Genomic DNA, 19,175 nt, shown 5'->3' with positions numbered 1-19,175 from the left:
GTGCGGGTCTTTTTTTGTCTGAAGAGGAGGTGGCTGCAGATGCCCGATAGCACACACATGGTGACCCCTGCCCAGCGCAAATGGCTGCCGCCGCTCACGGCGGTCGGTTCTTCATGCAGACGCTGGATGGCACCATCCTCAACACCGCCCTGCCCAGCATGGCCGAGACCCTGGGCGAGAGCCCGCTGCAGATGCAGTCGGTGATCATCGCCTACATGCTGACGGTGGCGCTGCTCATTCCCGCTTCCGGCTGGCTGGCGGACCGATTCGGTACCCGCCGCATCTATCTGGCCGCCATCCTGCTGTTTACCCTGGGCTCTCTGGCCTGTGCCGCCGCCAACTCCCTGCCGGTGCTGGTGGCCGCCCGGGTGCTGCAGGGGATCGGTGGCGCCCTGCTGATGCCGGTCGGCAGGCTGGCGGTACTGCGGGTCTACAGCAAGCACGAGCTGCTGCGGGTGATGTCGTTCGTCACCATCCCCGGCCTGGTAGGGCCGCTCATCGGCCCGGCACTGGGTGGCTGGCTGGTGGAAGTGGCGAGCTGGCACTGGGTGTTTCTCATCAACCTGCCGGTGGGGTTGCTCGGCTTCATCGCCAGCTGGTACTTCATGCCGGACTTGCGCCAGAGCACGGCCAAATTCGACTGGCAGGGATTCGTGATGTTCAGCGCCGGCATGGTGCTGGTGTCGGTAGGCCTGCAGGGGCTGGGGGAGCACAGCATCTCCACCGGCTGGGCGCTGTTTGCCCTGTTGTTCGGGCTGGCCGCCATGGCGAGTTACTGGCTCTATGCCGCCAATGCCGAGGAGCCGCTGTTCGGGTTGGGGCTGTTCAAGACCAGTACCTTCGCCATCGGCATCTGGGGCAACCTGTTTGCCCGCCTCGGCAGCGGCGCCATGCCGTTTCTCACCCCGCTGTTTCTGCAACTGGGGCTCGGCTTCTCGCCGAGCAAGGCGGGGATGACCATGATCCCCACCGTGCTGGGGGCCATGCTGACCAAGACGCTGGTGAACAAGCTCATTCCGCGCATCGGCTATCGCCGCATCCTGATTGGCAACACCCTGGCGCTCGGGGTGATGATCGCCAGCTTCTCCCTCATCGACAACCAGCTCCCCTACGGGGTGCTGCTGGGCTGGTTGATGGTGTTTGGCGCCATCAACTCGCTGCAGTTCTCCGCCATGAACACCCTGACCCTGCAGGATCTCAGCCCGGAGTTCGCCAGCAGCGGCAACGGCCTGCTGTCGGTGGTGATGCAGCTCTCCATGAGCTTGGGGGTGGCCATCGCCGCCAGCCTGCTGGGGCTCTTCTCTGCCGGCTCGTCGGCGGCGGATGGCCAGTGGCTGGGAGGCTTTCACCTCACCTACCTCTGCATCGGCCTGATGTCGATGCTGGCGGCGCTGATCTTCGCCCAGCTGGCGCGGGACAAGCGCTGATCTTCGCCCAGCTGGCGCGGGACAAGCGCTGAGCTGCGGGCTCAGGGGGCCGGCAGGTAGCTCACCTGGCAGGGCAGCTGGGCCAGCAGTCCGGCCAGGTGGGCGGTTTCTAGCAGGAAGGTCTGCTCGGGGTGGCCCGGGGTCCAGGTAAAGGCGTGGTGGGTCATGAGCACAGGATCCACTAGCAGCGGGATGTCGGCGCGGGGCAGGAAGGGGCAGACCGCGCCCGGCAGGCAGCCGATCTCGGCCTGCATCTCGTCGGCGGTGCAGATGGAGGGCTTGGCGCCGAGCGCCGCCTTGACCGCCTTGTTGTCGAGCCGGCCGTCCCTGTGGGTCAGCAGCAGCGCAAAGCGGCCATCCTTGAACTTGAGAAACAGGGTCTTGCTGAACTCGGCCTGCCAGCCGAGGCGGGCTCTCACCTTTTCATCGGTGGCGTAGTCGAGGATGGGCTCGTGCTCGAAACGCTGATGGGGCAGTTCGGCCAGCAGCCGGCAGTTGAAGTCGTGAATGGTATCGAGTGGCATGGGGTCCTCCTGTGATGGCGGCCATCCTGCCACTTGCCGCGGCGCAGGCCCAATCACGGTTTCTTATCCGTTATCAGCTCTGTCCATCAACGACAAGGGCACCCGTGGGTGCCCTTGTCGTTCAGTGGTGCTGCAATGCGCCCGCTTCCCAGTGAAAGGGAATGGGGCAGAGCCGTTGGGAGGCCTTGTCGTAGCACGCCCACAGCTCGCCGATGGTGCGGCCATCGATGGGGTGGCAGAACTTGGGCGCCAGCTCGGCCAGTGGCCAGAGCACGAAGGCGTTGGTGAGGATCTCGCCGCGCGGCAGCACCAGCGGCGTCTCGCAGACCAGCTCGCCGTAGAGCAGCAGATCGAGATCCAGGGTGCGCGGGGCGAACTTCTTGGCGTCCGGCTCGCGGCCGTGGGCGAACTCCATGGCGCGCAGTCGCTGACACAGGGTCGCCAGCGGCAGCTCGGTGTCGGCACCCACCACCAGGTTGTAGAAGGGGCGACCGTTGAAGCCCACCGCCTCGCTCTCGAACACCCGGGAGACCTGCAGCTCGCCAAACTCGGCCTGCAGCGCATCGAGGCCGGCGCGAATATGGCGTTCCCGCTCGATGTTGGATCCCAGGCTGATATAGATGCGGGTCATCAGTTGGCGCTCGCGGCCGGGGTGCGGTGACGCAGGATCTCGACGCCGACACCGGCGGCATTGGGGACGGCACCCGGCTTGGTCAGGGTGACCTTGACCCACTGCACCCGTTCGTCGGCCAGCACCAGCATGGCGACCTGTTCGGCCATGGTTTCGACCAGCTCCACCACCTTGCTGGCGACGTGATCACAGATCTTGCGAGAGAGGGTGGCGTAATCCAGTGCCAGATTGATATCGTCGGTTGCGGCGGCGGGGCGGTTGTCGAACCCCATCTCGAGGTCGAAACAGAGCTTCTGGCGAATGCCTTTCTCCCACTCGTATACACCGATAGTGGTCAAAACCTCGAGTCCGCGAATAAACACCTTGTCCATGACAGTACTTCTTCTTTACTCTTGATGGGCTGTGATGACAGCGCAGGGATGCAGGCCTGGCCAGCGGATGAGTGCCGGCGGCCGGTTTGGGCGACACGCGGTGGGCAACCCCACGCAGGCGCCAGAGAATGTGGCCCGCATCATACCCCATTCATATCGTGGTAAAAACGACCAAGATGACGGCCCTGACGATTTTGATGATTATTCTGGCCTACCTGGGCGGCTCGCTGTCCAGTGCTGTGCTGGTTTCCCGCATCACGGGTCTGCCGGATCCCCGTGATCACGGCTCCCACAACCCGGGGGCAACCAATGTGCTGCGCCTCGGCGGTCGGCTGGCGGCCGTGGTGGTGCTGCTGCTCGATGTGCTCAAGGGCACGGCTCCCGTCTATCTCGCCTGGTATCTGCAGATCAAACCCGTCTACCTCGGCTTTATCGGGGTGGCTGCCTGTCTCGGCCACATGTACCCCATCTTCTTCCACTTTCGTGGCGGCAAGGGGGTAGCCACGGCGCTTGGCACCATGATGCCCATCGGCTTCACCATGGGGGGCGCGGTGATCGGCACCTGGCTGCTGGTGTTGCTGGTGAGCGGCTATTCGTCGCTGGCCTCCATCATTACCGTGTTGCTGACCCCGCTCTTTACCTACCTGCTCAAGCCGGAATACACGCTGCCGGTGTCGCTGCTCTCCTGCCTCATTCTGATCCGCCATCACGAGAACATCGCCCGCCTGCTGAAAGGGGAGGAGCCCAGAGTCTGGGGCCGCCAGAACCGCGCCGAGCAGGAAGAAGTGCTGGAAATTGATGATCCTGAGCAAAAAAGAGACGAACGAGACAAAAAGTGAAATTTCCCGTTGACCACCTGCCTTAAAATCCGTTTAATAGCGCCCACGCCCAGATAGCTCAGTCGGTAGAGCAGGGGATTGAAAATCCCCGTGTCGGCGGTTCGATTCCGTCTCTGGGCACCAAATTTTGGTGTCGTGAAAGAAAAACTTGTTCATGCACAATGGTTTAAAGTGTGCCGGCTTAGCTCAGTAGGTAGAGCAACTGACTTGTAATCAGTAGGTCACCAGTTCGATTCCGGTAGCCGGCACCATTTGCCCAGATAGCTCAGTCGGTAGAGCAGGGGATTGAAAATCCCCGTGTCGGCGGTTCGATTCCGTCTCTGGGCACCACTTATAATTCCTCCTTAGCTCAGTCGGTAGAGCGACGGACTGTTAATCCGCAGGTCGCTGGTTCGAGCCCAGCAGGAGGAGCCAATTCAAAAGCCCAGCAGCAATGCTGGGCTTTTTCTTTGCCCGTTTTCCGGCATCCGGTGCCCCATTGAGCAAGATCTCGCCAGCTCGGCGGCAAGTTGTCGCAGTGCCCCTGCCGTACCGCTCCCGCCAGTGACTTCCCCCGCCCGCCTAGTATGATGGCGTGATGAGTCCCTATTCTGCCCATCTTGCCCTGGCGGCCTCTGTCGCATCGGTGGGCACAGGAGAACGGGACCGCTTTCTTGAGTGAGGTCATGCATGAATGCAACAGAGCTTTGGCAGCTTTCCCCCGAACAGTTCAACGAGTGGCGCCGGGCCAACGATTATCCCCTGATCTGGGATCTGCTGGTGGCATCGCTGCCCCATTTCGACGACTGGATGACGGAGCAGAAGATCGACAAGCAGGTGATCTTCCAGATCGGCATCGCCCGCTTCATCAGCTCCCGCTGCGTGCTGAGCCTGTGCCTCTACATGAGCGACGACAAGATCAGACTCTATGAGACAGCCTCGAGCGCGCTGGAGTCCCTGCGCAAGAGCGGGCTGATCCGCGCCGAGACGCGCTTTGAACCCTACTGCATGTGGCTGGCCGGCAAACACGGCAAGGACGAGGTGAAGCGGGTGCAGAGCCTGCTCTCGGTCTCCGAGAACAACAAGGGGGAGGCCCAGGTGCTGGGCAGGCACCGGCTGCTCAACATCGGCGGCGTCGAGCTCAAAAGCCCCATCATCTCAGGCCGGCTGCTCGACTTCACCTGCCTGGACGAGCTCTCGCTGGACGGTGCCGTCAACAACTCCAAGGTCTATCTGTGGCACTGCTCGGCCAAGGGGGTGAGGGTCAACGGCGGGGTGATCGGGCTCGATCTGTTCGACTCCCTGCTGTGGGACCACAGGGCCTGGGCCAAGAAGCGGGAGCTGGCGCTGGAGGACGGGGTGTTTCAGGACTTCACCATCGAGTGCGAGGAGATCCGCTTTCACTCCTCCCGGGCGGTGCTGAAAAACTTCAACGTGCGGGCCAAGAACTTCGACGCCACCATGGAGCACACCAACCTGGACAAGGTGCAGGTGGCCTACAATGAGAATGGCCGGGTCGATCACAGCGAGGCCAGCAAGCTTTACCGCAACGCCAAGCGGCTCTTCTCCAGCGTGGGCGACACCGTCGATGCCGGCGAGTGCTACTACCAGGAGAAGCGGCACGAGATGAAGTCGCTGGCGAGCCCCAGGGAGCTGTTCAAGGAGTGCTGGCTGCGCAGCGGCTGGCTCAAGAAAGGCTGGCTCACCCTGCTGTGCTACCTGAAATGCGCCGCCAAGTTCATCACCTGGGGTTTTGGCGAGCGGCCGATCCGCAGCCTGCTGCTGTCGATGGGGGTGATCCTGCTGGCGACCCTGACCTATTATCTGGCGCCGGGATCGGTCACCCATGACCATCTTGGGCGCTCGCTCTATTTCAGCATCGTCACTTTCGTGACCCTGGGCTATGGCGACATCTCCCAGACTTCCTCCCCGCTCCAGCTGCTGTCGGCCATCGAGGCCTTCTGCGGTATGTTCCTGACCGGGCTGTTCCTGGCGGGGTTTGCCGCCAAGACCAAGCAGTATTGACGGGGCGCCGGTCACTGGTCGAGCGGGTCAGGCGGCTGGCGTGATCTCCTGCATCTTGAGCCAGAAGGCCTCCTGGCAGGGGTTGTGGAACAGCTTGCGCACAGGGGTGATGGGAATGGGGCTGGCGACCACCCGGTAGCTGATCCAGCACTCCGGGCAGACTTGTGGGGAGGGCTCTTCGTCCAGCTCCAGCTGGTGGCAGATGACCACGCCGTTGGCGAACCAGTAATGGGTCTGCCGGTGGTGGGTCAGGGGGCCGCTCTCGTCCTGCTCGCTGTGTTGTTCGCTCTGCTGGCGGACGAGTATCGCCGGTCCTGCCTGGCGATGGATGGCCCTGATATAGGTCACGAGGTCGTTCATGGTGCTGCCCATGTTGCTGCCGGATGGTGAATGACGGAGTCGATTGCCGATGGGGAAGCTTACCCGCGCAGGCGCTGGGCGGCAATCCGTACCGGCCACCCCTTGTTTCGCCGATCGGCCCCAGTTGCTATACTGCCGCCCCGTTTCGTCGCCGGGCAGGCCGTGGTGCCGGTGCGCTGGTGCGAGACAGGCAGACTGGACAGGATCGTCCGGCCACCCGTTTTCTCCTCCCCGGCTCAGTCGCCAGCGTGGTGGACAGTCAGTCCGCATGGCACAGTTCGAGTCCGGCAGAAGAATCAATGCAAGGAGCCCTTGTCGCAAGACAAGGGCTCCTGCTTTATGGGGGCCATAACAACAATACTCACCACACAGCGACAGATTTCAGGATTGGTATGGAAAATCAAGCAGTTAAAGATTCTCACCAGGGGGCGGCCTCCCTTCGCCGCTGGCTGGAGCCGGTATTGGTGCTGGCCATTCTCGGCAGTCTGTTTGGCTACCTCGGCAGCCAGATGGGCCTCTCCGCCCTGGTCAACACCCTGTTCAACACCGCCCACCAGCTGCTGCTCAACACTGTGCTCTTCATCATGGGCATCACAGTGCTGTCGGGGGCGCTCAGCCAGCTGCTCAGCGAGTTCGGGGTGATCCGCCTGCTGGAGGTGCTGCTGGCACCGCTGATGAAGCCGGTGTTCCGGCTGCCGGGCCGCACCGCATTGGCGGCCCTGATGACCTTCTTCTCCGACAACCCGGCGGTGATCAGCCTCGCCAGGGACAGCCGCTTTCGCAAGGGCTTCGCCCCCTGGCAGCTGGTCTCGCTCACCAACTTTGGCACCGCCTTCGGCATGGGGCTGATCGTGGTGACCTTCATGGCCACCCTGCAGCTGCCGGGGGGTGAGTCCACCGCCAGTGCGGCGCTGATCGGCCTGCTCGGCGCCCTCATCGGCTCCGTGGTATCGACCCGCCTGATGCAGCGGATGATCCGCCCGCTGGTGGGGGAGACCCCGATCGCCGACGAGGTGGCGAGCGTGGGGGCCAAGCCCGGCCTGAGCCGGGAGGCTGCACCCACCTGGCTGCGGGTGCTCAACGCCCTGCTGGACGGTGGCAAATCCGGGGTGGAGCTGGGGATGGCGGTGATCCCCGGGGTGCTCATCATCAGCACCTTCGTGATGCTGCTGACCTTCGGCCCTGGTGAGAAGGGGTATACCGGCGAGGCCTTCCAGGGGGTGGCGCTGCTGCCGGTGCTGGCGGCCAAGGTGGGCTGGCTGTTCGAGCTGCTGTTCGGCTTCACCCATGCCGAGCTGGTGGCCTTCCCGGTTACCTCGCTGGGGGCGGTCGGGGCTGCCATGTCGCTGGTGCCCCCTTTCATCGGCAAGGGCTGGATCACCGGCAACGAGGTGGCGGTGTTCACCGCCATGGGCATGTGCTGGAGCGGCTTTTTGAGCACCCACACCGCCATGCTGGATGCGCTCGGCTATCGTCATCTCACCTCCCGCGCCATCGTGGCCCACACCGTCGGGGGCCTGTGTGCCGGGGTGGCGGCTCACCAGCTCTACCTCTGGCTGGGCTGATCCATCAAGCAGCAAAAGGGCGCCGAGGCGCCCTTTTGTTTGCGTGGCCGACCGGTGGCCTACAGGTTGCCCGGTTTGGGAATGGGGATGCCGAGCAGGAAGTTGTCCATCATGCCGACCATGCGGCCCAGCTCCGGTTTGGTGATGGTGTCGTTGGCCCCCAGCTGCAGCGCCTTCTGGCGATTGTCATCGCTCATCAGCGACGAGAACATGACGATGGGAATGGTCTTGAAGGCGGGGGTATCGCGCAGCCGCTTGAGCAGGTGCATACCGTCCATGCGGGGCATCTCCACGTCGGTGATGATGCCGCTGACGAACTCGGCCACCGGGATCTTCTCCTCCTGCGACAGGCGATCGAACTCCATCAGCATCTCCAGCCCGTCGCCCCCGTCCTTGGCGGTCACCACGTTGTAGCCCGCGGTGCGCAGGGTGGTCTCGATCATCTTGCGGATGAAGGCGGAGTCGTCCACCACCAGGATGGTTTTGGCCTGGCGCATGGCCATCATGCGATCGTCGATGATGACCTTGCGATCCTGGGTCACATCGTACTTCTCCATGCTCAGCTCGGGGTTGATGTCGGCGATGATCTTCTCGAAGTCGAGGATCATGATGAGGTTGCCGTCGCGCCTGACCACCGCCACCACGCAGTCATTCTCGCCTGCCTCCAGGAACTGGCTGGGGGATTCCACATCCTCCCAGGAGACCCGGTGGATCCTGCTGACGCTGTCGATGAGGAAGCCGTTTGCCATCTTGTTGAAGTCGGTGACGATGACCACCTTGTGGCTGTTGTCCGGGTTGGTTTTGATACCAAGCCAGCCGGCCAGATCCACCAGCGGGATCAGCCGCTCGCGCAGGGAGAAGACCCCCACCATGTGACGCTGGGCGTTGGGGTAGTCGGTGGTCTCCGGCACCCGGATCACCTCGCGCACCTTGGCGACGTTGATGCCGTAGTAGGCTATTTTCTCGCGGCCATCGGGCAGCTGCTTCTTGAGGTGGAATTCGATGATCTCGAGCTCGTTGGTGCCGCTCTCGGTCAGAATGGATTTACGCTCTTCCCCGTCTTTGGCCATCATGGTCACTCTCGTGCTTCTGGTTGCGCTGGCAGCAGCCGCTGCGGTTTTCCCTCAGTATAGGAATGGATCCGCCGCTGACGACGGGATCCACACAAGATCGCCTCCATAACCGCTTGATCCCGCAGGCTGGAAGGCGCGTATCAGCCTATCAGGAAAAGCGCGGGGCGATGGAGAAGGCCATCACACTCGCCGCAAGGGGGGAGTCATGGAAGAGAGTGTCGTGGTGATCGGTGCCGGTGGTGGGCTGGGGAGCGCCCTGGTGGCGCACTGGCTGGCGGCGGGTGCCGCGCCCGTCATCGCCATCAGTCGCCAGCCGCAACCGGCGGGGCTCAATAGCGCCAGGCTGCACTGGCTGCGCTGCGATTACAGTGATGAACAGCTGGCAGATGCGGTGGCCCGCATCGGCGAGCTGGCGCCGAGGCCGCGCTGGCTGGTGATCTGCAACGGCTTGCTGCAGCAGGGAAGCATCCGGCCGGAGAAACGGCTCGAGGCGCTCAACCTCGAGGCCATGACCCAGCTCTATCAGACCAACGCCCTGCTGCCGCTGCGCTGGATCAGCCAGCTGCTGCCCCTGCTGGGGTCGAGCCCCTGTACCCTGGCGGTGCTCAGTGCCCGGGTGGGCAGCATCGGCGACAACCGCACCGGGGGCTGGTATGGCTATCGCGCCGCCAAGGCGGCCCTCAACATGCTGCTCAAGTGTGCTGCCATCGAGCTCGCCAGGCGGGCGCCCGGCGTCAAGCTGCTGGCGTTTCATCCGGGCACGGTGGACACCCCGCTCTCGCGACCGTTTCACGGCAACCTGGCCGCCGGCAGTCTGCACAGCCCGCAGCAGGCTGCCGCGCATCTGGTGACGCTGATGGCGCGGCTGACGCCGGATGGCGAGCTGAGCTACCTCGACTGGCGAGGCGAGCCTATCGAGTGGTAGCGGGCTGCAGCAGCCGGGCCAGCAGGCTGCGCAGCGCCTTGATGACCGCCGGCTTGCCTGCCAGTTGCAGCCTGGCCGCCAGCGCTCCCAAGTCGGCATATTGCCAGATGGTGGCGATCAGCAGTTGTCGCTCGGCGGGGTCAAGCTTTGCCAGTTTCGTCAGGTTGCCCGCCAGCCAGCGCTGCAGGCTGGGCTGGCACAGCTCGAACGGCTTGTGGTGGTGGGCAAAGCAGGCCAGTTCATCCTGATCAAAGCCATCGAGCCTGCTCGAGCTGGCCTCCGCATCCTGCAGGCACTGCCACACCAGTTCGGATTCAAGGGTTTTCAGCTCACCCGCCAGCAGGGTCGGCAGTTGGCGCACGAAGCGCCGATGCCACTCGGCCAGCTCGGTGGCGCGGACCGGTTGCAGTGCCTTGAGCAGCAGGGCGGCGTGGCTGCCGCTGGCGGCATCCCGCTGCAGGCCGATGCGCAGCACCCTGAGCCCGGCCTTGCGCCAGAAGGGCAGCAGATCGGCGCTGGCCGAGAAGGCCGAGCCCAGATAGTCGAACCCTGCTGCCTGATAATGCTGTTCGAGGTGGGCCAGCAGGAGCGACCCCAGCCCGCTGCGATGCAGCGCCGGATGGATGGCGATGCGTATCACCCGGGCGTAGCTGCGTGCGCCTGCCGCCTTGAAGCCGGCGTGCGCCAGCAGCGACTGGGGCAGTAGATGGCCGCGCGGACGCCGCCGCCCGGCCCAGATCGCCTCGGCCAGCTCAGGATCTATCTCTCCTTCCCGGGCCACCAGCGCCACCCCGAGCAGATGCGGGCCCTGCTCCAGCAGGTGGATGTCGAGGGTCGGGCTCTCCAGCAGGTAGCGCAGATCGCTCGGTGTGGTCTGGTAGTGGGCCAGCACCAGCAGGCCGAATACCCGATGGAGCAGCCCTTCGTCGGCAGCCAGTGCATCCTGCTCGAGCCGGCGCCAGCCAGGCTGGGTGGGGGCAGGCGGCGTCTCGACCTCGGCGTTGAGGCCGAGCAGACGGAACACCAGTGGCTCCAGCGGATCCCGGCTGCTCCAGCGGATCGGCTCGGCCAGGTGGATCTCCTGCCAGCCGGGTGTCTCGCGATCGAGCACCCGCTTGAAGCGCAGGTGAAAACCGCGGCCCGTACCCTCGTAGCCGTGCTCCGTGGTGGCGAAGACGATGCGACCGTGCCGGGCCAGCATGGCTTCCAGCAGCGGGGTCGGAATGGCGGCGGCTTCGTCCACCAGCAGCAGATCGGGTTGCAGTGGCTCGTGCACCAGCCGATCCGGCGAGCAGTAGCTGAGTCTTGCCAGCAGTTGCGGCGCGTCTTCAAGGGCACGGGCTGCGTGGGCAAACAGGGTGGCGACCGTGGCCTGGGAGGGGGCAGTCACCAGGATCTGCAGGTCGGGTTGTTGGCGCAGCAGCTCGGCGGCGGCCAGCCCCAGCAGGCTGCTCTTGCCGCGGCCTCGATCCGCACTCAATACCAGCGGACGGCGGCGGTGACCGTGCAACACCTTGTGGATGGCGGGCAGGGCGCGGGCCTGATCACAGCTCAATGGTCGCGCCGGCCCAACCGGCTGCCATTGGGTTGCCGTTGCAGGAGGGGCTAGCTCGAGGGCGGGGTCACCCGCCAGCAACCGCACCAGCCGGGCGAGAAAGCCGTGGCCCGCCAGTGCCGTATCTTCCGGTTGTGCCACCAGACGAACCCGGTCTGGATCCGGCCAGGCAGGCCATTGGGCTCGCGGCGGGGTCAGCAGCAGCAGCAGGCCGCCCGCCCGCAAGGTGCCCGCCAGCGCCCCGAACGCATCGGGGTGAAAACCGCTGCAGGCATTGAATACAAGCGTGTCGCACTCCTGACCGAGTCGCTGCAACGCCTTGGCCGCCGGCTGCGGGTGGTGCTCGCTCGGGCCGTCCCCCAGCCAGTAGCAGAGGCCGCCAAGCAGCGCCTCGGCCCGGGCGATGCAATCGGCCTCATCACCTTCCAGCCAGATCAGCCGCCGTTCGCCGGCGCGGGCCAGTGCCTGGCGCAGCTCGTCGAGCGCAACCGGCATCATGAAGCAGCGCTGTCGGCCGGTTTGCGGGGCTCGAACATGCGATCCCCCATCTGGTCGATAAAGGTGTGCGCCTTCTGCACCATGAAGCGCTCCGCATCGGCGGGGTTGGCAAACAGATCGGATCGGATGAAGCGGTGGGTCTGCAGCACATCGTCCAGCTCCTTGGTGATGCGGCCAGCCAGCCGATACTGACCCCCTTCGGCCATGGGCTCGGGATAGATGAGGTAGCCGGCGTACTCGGTGGGGGTGACTTCGGCGACCGGAGCGGGCTGGTCGCCAAACAGGGCAGTGAACAGTTTCTTGAGCATGATGTTTCCCTCAGTGACAGGGCATTGTCACCAAGGGGTTGATGGCTGGCAAGCGGGGGATCTTATTACCAATAGTTATTTGCACTACGAACCATTCTCATTTAGATTTCATGGCAATCCAGCATGAGGTAAACACTATGTACGTCTGTTTGTGCCGCGGCATCACAGATTCCCAGATCCGCAAGGCGGTACAGGCAGGCAAGACCGAGTTTCGCCAGCTCAAGCAGTCGCTCGACGTCGGCGCCCAGTGCGGCAAATGCGTGCGCATGACCATGGAGATCATCGCCGCCGAACTCGACAAAGCCGAGCTGGAACAGGCGCCGCTCTACTACGAGGTGGCCTGAACAAGGTCGCAATGTCGGTAAAAACCGACCTGTTTTTTCAATCCCTTCCCGCAGGCGAGCTGGCTCGCCGGACCTATTGTTGTCACTTTTCTGGACTAAGCTCTAAGGATCCCAGCCTCAGGCACGAACCAAGGAGCACTGTCGATGAAAGGAGATCCCAAGATCATTGCCCACCTCAACAAGGTGCTGGCCAATGAGCTGATAGCCATCAACCAATATTTTCTGCATGCCCGCATCTACGATGACTGGGGCCTCAAGGCGCTCGGGCACAAGGAGTATCACGAATCCATCGATGAGATGAAACACGCCGACGAGCTGGTCAAGCGGGTGCTGTTTCTGGAAGGACTGCCCAACTTGCAGGATCTGGGCAAGCTGCGCATCGGCGAGACGGTGGAGGAGATGCTGCGCTGCGACCTGTCGCTGGAGATGGATGCCATCCCGGATCTGAAGGTGGCCATCGCCTACGCCGAGTCGGTGCAGGACTACATCAGCCGCGATCTGTTCCAGGATATCCTGGAGGATGAAGAGGAGCACGTGGACTGGCTGGAGACCCAGCTCGATCTCATCGATCGCATCGGGCTGGAGAACTATCAGCAGTCCCAGCTGCATCACGGCGGTTCCTGAATAGTTATGGCATGAAAAAACGATTAAAAAACCCGCTCAGGCGGGTTTTTTAATCTCCGTCTGCATAGCTTTTCATGAGACTTATCATTATGAAAAGTAAGCTTATTTTTGTTAATCATGTCGCAAAAAAGCGAGCGAGAGAGATGCACTATTGGAACCCCTTTTCGGGGGCAAACAATAACAACGGTTAAAGGACTACACCATGCACTTCTTGCCCAACAAGCTGGCGCTGGCTTGCGCCATCGCACTCTCGCTCGCGGCCTGCAATGACAACAGCTCCAACGCTCCGGCGGATCCCGCCGCCACCAAGGCCTCCCTGATGCAGACCATGGATGAGGCCCTGCGCGAGGGCCAGGCGCTCGATCCCTACGGCTTTGCCATCGATGCCGCCAGCATTGCCAGGCGCAAGGCCCTCGACAGTGCCCTGCTCAAACGGCTGGATGCTCTGGACGCGAGCGTGCTGAGCGAACGGGACCGGTTGTTCTACGACATGATCCGCTGGGATCTGCAGATCAACCTGACGGGGTACGATCTGCCCCAGTCCCAGATCCCGATCCACCACTTCCGCAACCGGGTAGTGGATCTGGCTGATGACGTGGGGGCCGCCCCGGCCAGTGGCAGAGCCGCCCGCACCGTCGAGCGCGGCTTCGACTACTTCGAGCAGAGTTCGGCCGAGCGGGTCGCGCCGGGGGATGCCGCCTGGCGGCGCGACCTCGATCGACCGGCTGCGGCACCGGTTCCGGCGAGCAAGGCGAGGGCCGCCACCGCGCCACTGGCCTGGTATCAGGAGCACCTCACCTGGCTCAAGGCCTATGACGGCTACCTTGCCGAGGTGAAGCACCAGTTCGAACTGGGCAGCGCCCAGGGCAACACCCTGCCGGACGAGCTGGTGGATCGGCTGCTGGCCCAGCTCAACAGCAAGCTGGATGGGGAGGCGATCGCCGGCGCCTATCTCGGCTGGCAGCAACTGCCGGGAGAGGCGGACGAGGCGCTGCGCAGCGAGTACAAAGGGGTGCTGGACAGCATCAACGGCCGCTATCTGGCGCTGCGCGACTATCTGGATTACCAGCACGGCGGCGCCTATGCGGTGCGCCTTGGCAGCGGCGAGTGCGACGACGGTTTCTGCGGCATGACCAACGGACGCGACTGGTATCGCTGGCTGCTGAAGAAGCACACCACCACCGACATGACGCCGGAGCAGGTGCATGCGCTGGGGCTGAGCGAGGTGGAGCGGATCTTCGGCTCCATGGTCAAGGTGTGCCATACCGTCGGCAAGTGTGACAGCGACGACGTGAGCCAGAGCAAGCAGAGCGGCCAGATCTACGCCTTCTTTCGTTATCTGAACGAGCCGGCCTTCTTCTACCAGAACCCGCTGGCGGTCTGGTCGACCGGCCTCAACCCGGACAATGCGGCCGGGGCGACCCTGAGCGGGCCGCAGCAACAGGCACTGGCCGAACACGAGCGGGCACTGCAGGAGTACAACGCCTTCAAGAGCAAGGCGGCGCTGGTGCTGCCGGACTTCTTCGATGCCGAGCGCACCATTCCCAAACTGGATTACGAGGTGGTGCCCGTCTCCTATGCGGATGCGCCATACGGCGGGGTGGCCTGGTATCAGGACGGCAACCCGCAGACCGGTCGCAAGGGGCAGTTCTTCCTCAACACCTACTACCCCTATGGTCTGCAGAGCTGGAACATCAGCACCCTGCTGGCCCACGAGGCGGCGCCAGGCCACCACTTCCAGATCACCATCGCCCAGGAGTTGGCCGCCAAGGATCCCGACTTCCCGCAGTACGTGGCGAACGCCTCCTACACCGCCTATGCGGAGGGCTGGGCACTCTACACCGAATACCTAGCGGATCACGACATGGGGCTCTATCAGGGGCGCGGTCTCTATGATCCGGCGGTAGGGGACGTGAAGGTCGAGGGATCATCTGCCTTCAACAACCAGCTGCAGTACTTCGGTCGCCTCAACGAGGAGATGCTGAGGGCCATGCGGCTGGTGGTGGACACCGGCATCCACTGGTATGGCTGGAGCCACGACCAGGCCGTCAACTACATGAAGGAGAACTCGGCGCTGGGGGCGGGGGACATCGGCTCCGAAGTGCCCCGCTACATGGCCTACACCGGTCAGGCAACTTCCTACAAGGCGGGCCAGCTGGCGCTGATCCGGATGCGGGAGTCGGCCGAGCAGGCGCTGGGCGCAGGCTTTGACCTCAAGGCGTTCCACCACCATGTGCTGGAGTACGGCATGCTGCCCATCTCGGTGCTGGAGCAGAAGAACAGGCAGTGGATTGAACAGTCGAAGTGATCACAGTTACGGCGCCCGGCAAGGCAAGGGGCGCCGCTTTCGATTAGGATACGGCTCTATTCAAACAACACTGCTACGGATGATGTCCATGGAACAGATCGCCCGTGAGATGGCGCCCCACAAGCGAGTGGCGCTGGTGGCTCACGACAACATGAAGACCCCCCTGCTGAACTGGGTGATGCGGCGCAAGGAGGAGCTCAAGCTCCACCACCTCTACGCCACCGGCACTACCGGCACCATGCTCGGCAAGCAGGCACAACTGCCCATCACCTGTCTCTTCTCCGGCCCCATGGGGGGCGACCAGCAGCTCGGCGCCCTGATAGCCGAGGGCAAGATCGACGTGCTGATCTTCTTCTGGGATCCCCTCAATGCGGTGCCCCACGATCCGGACGTGAAGGCCCTGCTGCGCCTCGCGGCAGTCTGGAACATCCCGGTCGCCACCAACGAGGCGACCGCCGATTTCATCATGGACAGCCCCCACATGCGCCAGGCATTCAGCGTGCAGATCCCGGACTACGCCGGCTATCTCAAGGCGAGAACCCAGTAACGGGGCAGAAACGACAGAGCCGGCCACAGGGCCGGCTCTTTTTATTGGCGGGAACGACGATCAGCGCTGGAAGCTTTTCTGCGCGAACTTGGGTCTGGCGTTCATGATCTGCTCCACCTGCTCGTCGCTCATCTTGCCGCGCGACAGCCCCAGCACCTTGTAGGTGAGCAGCGGGCGGGCCGGCAGGGCGATCATCAGGGCGCGGATCTGGTTCTCGTCCTCTTTCTCCCGGGCTGGTTTGCCATAGGCGTAGGTGAGCACGCCGGCATCCATCAGGTTTTTGACGGCAGGCTCGGTGATCGGCAAGTTTATGACGCTTTTGCGCTGCAGCACGAACTCGCGCAGCACCGCCTTCTCGTTGAAGTCGAGAAAGGAGATCATCTGGGCCAGCTGATCCTGCTGACGGCGGGACTGCCACTCGTCGCAGGCCCACTCCCAGGCGATCAGGAAGCCCTGGCTGCAGAAGTAGGAGATGGCGATCAGCATGCCGACGCCGAGCCAGGCGGCGTGTGTGGCGGCCCACTGGCTGACGGCCCCCTGCATCAAACCGGCCGGAAACAGCAGAATGATGCTGCAGCAGAGCAGCAGCCAGACCATCAGCCAGTTGAGGCGGTTCAGTTGATAGAAATGTTGGATCCACCGTTTCATCGTTCACCCTTCCCAAATCAGTGTGGACAGTAGTCATCTCATAGCAAACGGTGTGCCAAGGCGAGGAACTCACCGGCATTGGAGTGGATCCGGATGGCAAAGTCGGTGGGAGGGCAGTTACATTCTCTTACAACTTGTTGAGCGAATGATCATTAGTTTGCCTTGTGAGGCGGCGCTCAACTTGGTAAAAAGCCCGCACTGTCATAGGGGAGTAGCAACCCGCCCGTGATCCGGGCAGGGCTCATGTCAACATTCTTGGATCCTCAGATCCATGGCATGAGCGGCGATGATATCCATCGCTCTGCAAGACCTTTGGCCTCGATATGCAAGCCAGCCGGGCGAGCCATATCGGGTCCATTGGTTGTTCTGCTCGCCTGGCGGTTACTCATCATGTTGATCACCCTGCTGTTATTTCTGCTCTCTGCCGTCACCATCTATCTGGCCTGCGAATATTTCGTCAATGGCATCGAATGGACCGGCCACCACTTCAAGTTCTCCCAGAGCGCCACCGGCTCCCTGCTGGCGGCCCTCGGCACCGCCCTGCCCGAGTGCATCGTCACTCTGACTGCATTGCTGATGGGGGATGCCCCCGCTCAGCAACAGATAGGCATAGGCGCCGCCCTCGGCGGCCCGCTGGTGCTGGCCACCATAGGTTATGCCGCCGTCGGCGTGACCCTGTTGCTGTGCATGAGCCGGGAGCACAGGGCCATCGATGGCGAGGTGCAGCGCGAGATAGGCCGCGACCAGGCCTGGTTCGTCGGTATCTTCCTGCTGGCCGTGCTGCTCGGCATGGTGGCCTTTACCGGCAAGGCCTGGCTGGCCCCGTTGTTCGTACTGGTTTATCTGGTCTATGTGCGGCGCGAGCTGAAACAGACCTACAGCCACGAGGTCGAGTTGCCAGAGCCCCTCAAGCTGGATCCGGGTGCCGAGATCCCGGCGCTTGGCAAGGTGCTGCTGCAGACGCTGGTTGCGCTGGTGGTGGTGGCATTGGCGGCCCAGCTGTTCGTCCATCAACTGGAGCAGATGGGCGAGCTGTTCGGTCTCTCGCCGGTGCTGGCGGCCCTGCTGCTGAGCCCGGTGGCGACCGAGATGCCCGAGCTGATGAACGTGCTGATCTGGGTACGACAGGGCAAGCACCGGCTGGCGCTGGCCAACATCTCGGGGGCCATGATGATCCAGGGCACCATCCCCAAGGCATTCTGCCTGTTGTTCACCCCCTGGCTGCTGGACAGCACCATGATGGTCTCCTCGCTGGTGACCCTGCTGGCGGTGGCGTTGTTGTGGTGGGGGTTCAGTCGGGAACGGATGACGGCGGGCAAACTGGCCTGGGTGGGGTTCATCTACCTTGGCTTCTGTGGCTGGCTGGTCATGGGCTGACGTGCCATTGGCGATGAAAAAGGGCGGGATGGTATCCCGCCCTTTTTGCTGTCATTCCCTCTGGCGGCCGAGGCCTGGCAGGGAGATCAGAACTGCTGGAACCAGCGCTGGATCTGGGCCGGATCCTTGCTCTGGGTCAGGGCAAGCATCAGCAGCACCCGCGCCTTCTGCGGGTTGAGGGTCTCGGCGGCGACGAAGCCGTACTTGGCGTCATCGATCTCGGCATCCAGGGTGGTGGAGCCGGTCGGCACGCGGGCGGAGCGCACAACCCGAATGCCGTCCTTGCTCGCCTTGGCCAGGGTATCGAACAGGGTGTGGTAGAGGTTGCCGTTGCCCACCCCGGCGCTGACGATGCCATCGAACTTGGCATCCACCAGGGCCTTGGCCGGCAGATCCGAGGCGTTGGCGTAGCTGTAGACGATGCCGACCTGGGGCAGCTTGTCGAGCTTGCTCACGTCAAACGGGGTCTTGCTGGTGTGCTGGCGGGCCGGGCTGCGCTGATAGTCGATCTTGCCGTTGTGGATGTAGCCGAGCGGGCCGAAGTTGGGGGAGGCGAAGGTCTGCACCCCTGTGGTGTTGGTCTTGGTGACGTCACGGGCATCGAGTACGGTGTCGTTCATCGCCACCATGACGCCACGCCCCTTGGAGGCGGGGTCGGAAGCGGTCACCACGGCGTTGTAGAGGTTCATCGGGCCGTCGGCGCTCATGGCGGTGGAGGGACGCATGGCGCCGACCAGTACCACCGGCTTGTCGCTCTTGACGGTCAGATTGAGGAAGTAGGCGGTCTCTTCCATGGTGTCGGTGCCGTGGGTGATGACGATGCCGTCCACGTCATCCCTGGCCAGCAGCTCGTTGACCCGCTTGGCGAGCTTCAACCACACCTCGTCGTTCATGTCCTGAGAGCCGATCTTCACCACCTGCTCACCCTGCACGTCTGCCACATTTTTCATCTCGGGCACGGCGGCGATCAGCGTTTCGATGGCCACCTTGCCGGCCTCGTAGTTGGACTGGGTGGCGGACTGCCCCGCCCCGGCAATGGTGCCGCCGGTGGCCAGGATATGGACGCTGGGCAGGGCCATGGCCATCGGGGAGAGGGTCAGGCCGAGGACGGCGGCGAGCAGGGTCTTGCGGATCGGGAGAGTCATGCTGCAATTCCTTCTGGGTGATAAAAATTGCAGCAAGTTTGCGCTTTCTGTTGCAGGGGTTTGTGATGACTCTCACCAAAAAACAGCTGGATACAGAACTTT

General features: G+C 63.3%; 18 protein-coding genes, 4 tRNA genes, 1 pseudogene and 1 riboswitch. Of the genes and pseudogenes, 14 read left to right on the top strand and 9 right to left on the bottom strand.

Going from position 1 to position 19,175, the window contains the following annotated elements:
• Positions 1-39: 39 nt before the first annotated feature.
• Positions 40-1,427 (top strand): annotated as a pseudogene (gene mdtD / locus CAK78_RS22490) (multidrug transporter subunit MdtD).
• A 41-nt stretch (positions 1,428-1,468) separates the two neighbouring features.
• Here the strand turns inward: mdtD and CAK78_RS22485 are convergent.
• The 3 genes from CAK78_RS22485 to folB all read right to left on the bottom strand — a co-directional run bounded on the left by CAK78_RS22485 (position 1,469) and on the right by folB (position 2,953).
• A complete protein-coding gene (locus CAK78_RS22485) occupies positions 1,469-1,951 on the bottom strand; it encodes a YbaK/EbsC family protein (RefSeq protein ID WP_017788220.1) in 483 nt (160 codons plus the stop codon).
• Positions 1,952-2,072: 121 nt separating this feature from the next.
• Positions 2,073-2,582 carry a 2-amino-4-hydroxy-6-hydroxymethyldihydropteridine diphosphokinase gene (gene folK, locus CAK78_RS22480; RefSeq protein ID WP_094698770.1) on the bottom strand — a complete coding sequence of 170 codons (510 nt, stop codon included), beginning with the start codon at positions 2,580-2,582 and terminating at the stop codon, positions 2,073-2,075.
• A complete protein-coding gene (folB, locus tag CAK78_RS22475) occupies positions 2,582-2,953 on the bottom strand; it encodes a dihydroneopterin aldolase (RefSeq protein WP_010635977.1) in 372 nt (123 codons plus the stop codon). The genes folK and folB overlap by 1 nt, the downstream gene beginning before the upstream one ends.
• A 176-nt stretch (positions 2,954-3,129) precedes the next feature.
• Here folB and plsY point away from each other — a divergent pair, with 176 nt between their 5' ends.
• From plsY to CAK78_RS22445, 6 genes are all read left to right on the top strand, one after another.
• Positions 3,130-3,792 (top strand): glycerol-3-phosphate 1-O-acyltransferase PlsY, encoded by a 663-nt coding sequence (gene plsY, locus CAK78_RS22470; RefSeq protein WP_043126978.1) that lies wholly within the window; start codon positions 3,130-3,132, stop codon positions 3,790-3,792.
• 47 nt (positions 3,793-3,839) lie between these two features.
• A tRNA-Phe gene (locus tag CAK78_RS22465) sits at positions 3,840-3,915 on the top strand.
• Between the two features lie 52 nt (positions 3,916-3,967).
• Positions 3,968-4,043 (top strand) — tRNA-Thr (locus tag CAK78_RS22460).
• 3 nt (positions 4,044-4,046) lie between these two features.
• Positions 4,047-4,122 (top strand) — tRNA-Phe (locus CAK78_RS22455).
• A gap of 8 nt (positions 4,123-4,130) precedes the next feature.
• Positions 4,131-4,206: transfer RNA gene (locus CAK78_RS22450), tRNA-Asn, on the top strand.
• A 255-nt stretch (positions 4,207-4,461) separates the two neighbouring features.
• On the top strand, positions 4,462-5,796 hold the full coding sequence (locus CAK78_RS22445) for a potassium channel family protein (RefSeq protein ID WP_094698769.1): 1,335 nt from the start codon (positions 4,462-4,464) through the stop codon (positions 5,794-5,796).
• Positions 5,797-5,823: 27 nt separating this feature from the next.
• Here CAK78_RS22445 and CAK78_RS22440 read toward each other — a convergent pair whose 3' ends face one another.
• Positions 5,824-6,168: a hypothetical protein gene (locus tag CAK78_RS22440; protein WP_094698768.1), complete on the bottom strand. Its 345-nt coding sequence runs from the start codon at positions 6,166-6,168 to the stop codon at positions 5,824-5,826.
• Between the two features lie 380 nt (positions 6,169-6,548).
• Here CAK78_RS22440 and CAK78_RS22435 point away from each other — a divergent pair, with 380 nt between their 5' ends.
• Positions 6,549-7,721, top strand: coding sequence for a CD0519/CD1768 family membrane protein (locus tag CAK78_RS22435; protein WP_094698767.1), 1,173 nt, complete (start codon positions 6,549-6,551; stop codon positions 7,719-7,721).
• 59 nt (positions 7,722-7,780) lie between these two features.
• On the opposite strand, the gene CAK78_RS22430 is transcribed toward CAK78_RS22435, so the two are convergent.
• A complete protein-coding gene (locus CAK78_RS22430; protein WP_094698766.1) occupies positions 7,781-8,794 on the bottom strand; it encodes a chemotaxis protein CheV in 1,014 nt (337 codons plus the stop codon).
• Positions 8,795-8,999: 205 nt separating this feature from the next.
• On the opposite strand from CAK78_RS22430, the gene CAK78_RS22425 reads away from it, so the two are divergent.
• Positions 9,000-9,719, top strand: coding sequence for an SDR family NAD(P)-dependent oxidoreductase (locus CAK78_RS22425; protein WP_094698765.1), 720 nt, complete (start codon positions 9,000-9,002; stop codon positions 9,717-9,719).
• Here CAK78_RS22425 and CAK78_RS22420 read toward each other — a convergent pair.
• On the bottom strand, positions 9,706-11,772 hold the full coding sequence (locus tag CAK78_RS22420; protein ID WP_094698764.1) for a tRNA(Met) cytidine acetyltransferase TmcA: 2,067 nt from the start codon (positions 11,770-11,772) through the stop codon (positions 9,706-9,708). The two genes, CAK78_RS22425 and CAK78_RS22420, sit on opposite strands and share 14 nt — an antisense overlap.
• Positions 11,769-12,080 carry an HlyU family transcriptional regulator gene (locus tag CAK78_RS22415; protein WP_094698763.1) on the bottom strand — a complete coding sequence of 104 codons (312 nt, stop codon included), beginning with the start codon at positions 12,078-12,080 and terminating at the stop codon, positions 11,769-11,771. Before CAK78_RS22415 ends, CAK78_RS22420 begins: the two co-directional genes overlap by 4 nt.
• Positions 12,081-12,217: 137 nt before the next feature.
• On the opposite strand from CAK78_RS22415, the gene CAK78_RS22410 reads away from it, so the two are divergent.
• The 4 genes from CAK78_RS22410 to CAK78_RS22395 all read left to right on the top strand — a co-directional run bounded on the left by CAK78_RS22410 (position 12,218) and on the right by CAK78_RS22395 (position 15,903).
• Positions 12,218-12,424 (top strand): bacterioferritin-associated ferredoxin, encoded by a 207-nt coding sequence (locus tag CAK78_RS22410; protein WP_010635984.1) that lies wholly within the window; start codon positions 12,218-12,220, stop codon positions 12,422-12,424.
• Positions 12,425-12,568: 144 nt separating this feature from the next.
• A complete protein-coding gene (bfr, locus tag CAK78_RS22405) occupies positions 12,569-13,048 on the top strand; it encodes a bacterioferritin (RefSeq protein ID WP_010635985.1) in 480 nt (159 codons plus the stop codon).
• A 202-nt stretch (positions 13,049-13,250) separates the two neighbouring features.
• Positions 13,251-15,356 (top strand): DUF885 domain-containing protein, encoded by a 2,106-nt coding sequence (locus tag CAK78_RS22400; RefSeq protein ID WP_094698762.1) that lies wholly within the window; start codon positions 13,251-13,253, stop codon positions 15,354-15,356.
• 88 nt (positions 15,357-15,444) lie between these two features.
• Positions 15,445-15,903 (top strand): methylglyoxal synthase, encoded by a 459-nt coding sequence (locus tag CAK78_RS22395; RefSeq protein WP_005305534.1) that lies wholly within the window; start codon positions 15,445-15,447, stop codon positions 15,901-15,903.
• Positions 15,904-15,963: 60 nt separating this feature from the next.
• On the opposite strand, the gene CAK78_RS22390 is transcribed toward CAK78_RS22395, so the two are convergent.
• Complete coding sequence (locus CAK78_RS22390) at positions 15,964-16,551, bottom strand: superinfection exclusion B family protein (protein ID WP_005305531.1); 588 nt, start codon at positions 16,549-16,551, stop codon at positions 15,964-15,966.
• A gap of 194 nt (positions 16,552-16,745) precedes the next feature.
• Positions 16,746-16,853, top strand: a riboswitch (yybP-ykoY riboswitch).
• Between the two features lie 88 nt (positions 16,854-16,941).
• On the opposite strand from CAK78_RS22390, the gene CAK78_RS22385 reads away from it, so the two are divergent.
• Positions 16,942-17,928 carry a sodium:calcium antiporter gene (locus CAK78_RS22385; RefSeq protein ID WP_254924860.1) on the top strand — a complete coding sequence of 329 codons (987 nt, stop codon included), beginning with the start codon at positions 16,942-16,944 and terminating at the stop codon, positions 17,926-17,928.
• A gap of 86 nt (positions 17,929-18,014) precedes the next feature.
• Here the strand turns inward: CAK78_RS22385 and ansB are convergent, their stop codons facing one another.
• Positions 18,015-19,073 (bottom strand): L-asparaginase 2, encoded by a 1,059-nt coding sequence (gene ansB / locus CAK78_RS22380; RefSeq protein WP_094698759.1) that lies wholly within the window; start codon positions 19,071-19,073, stop codon positions 18,015-18,017.
• Positions 19,074-19,175 lie beyond the last annotated feature (102 nt).

This window comes from Aeromonas sp. A35_P, assembly GCF_002259925.1.
GTDB classification, from domain to species: domain Bacteria; phylum Pseudomonadota; class Gammaproteobacteria; order Enterobacterales; family Aeromonadaceae; genus Aeromonas; species Aeromonas dhakensis.
The sequence above is the reverse complement of the archived record's forward strand: the minus strand, read 5'-3'. Positions and strand labels throughout refer to the sequence as shown.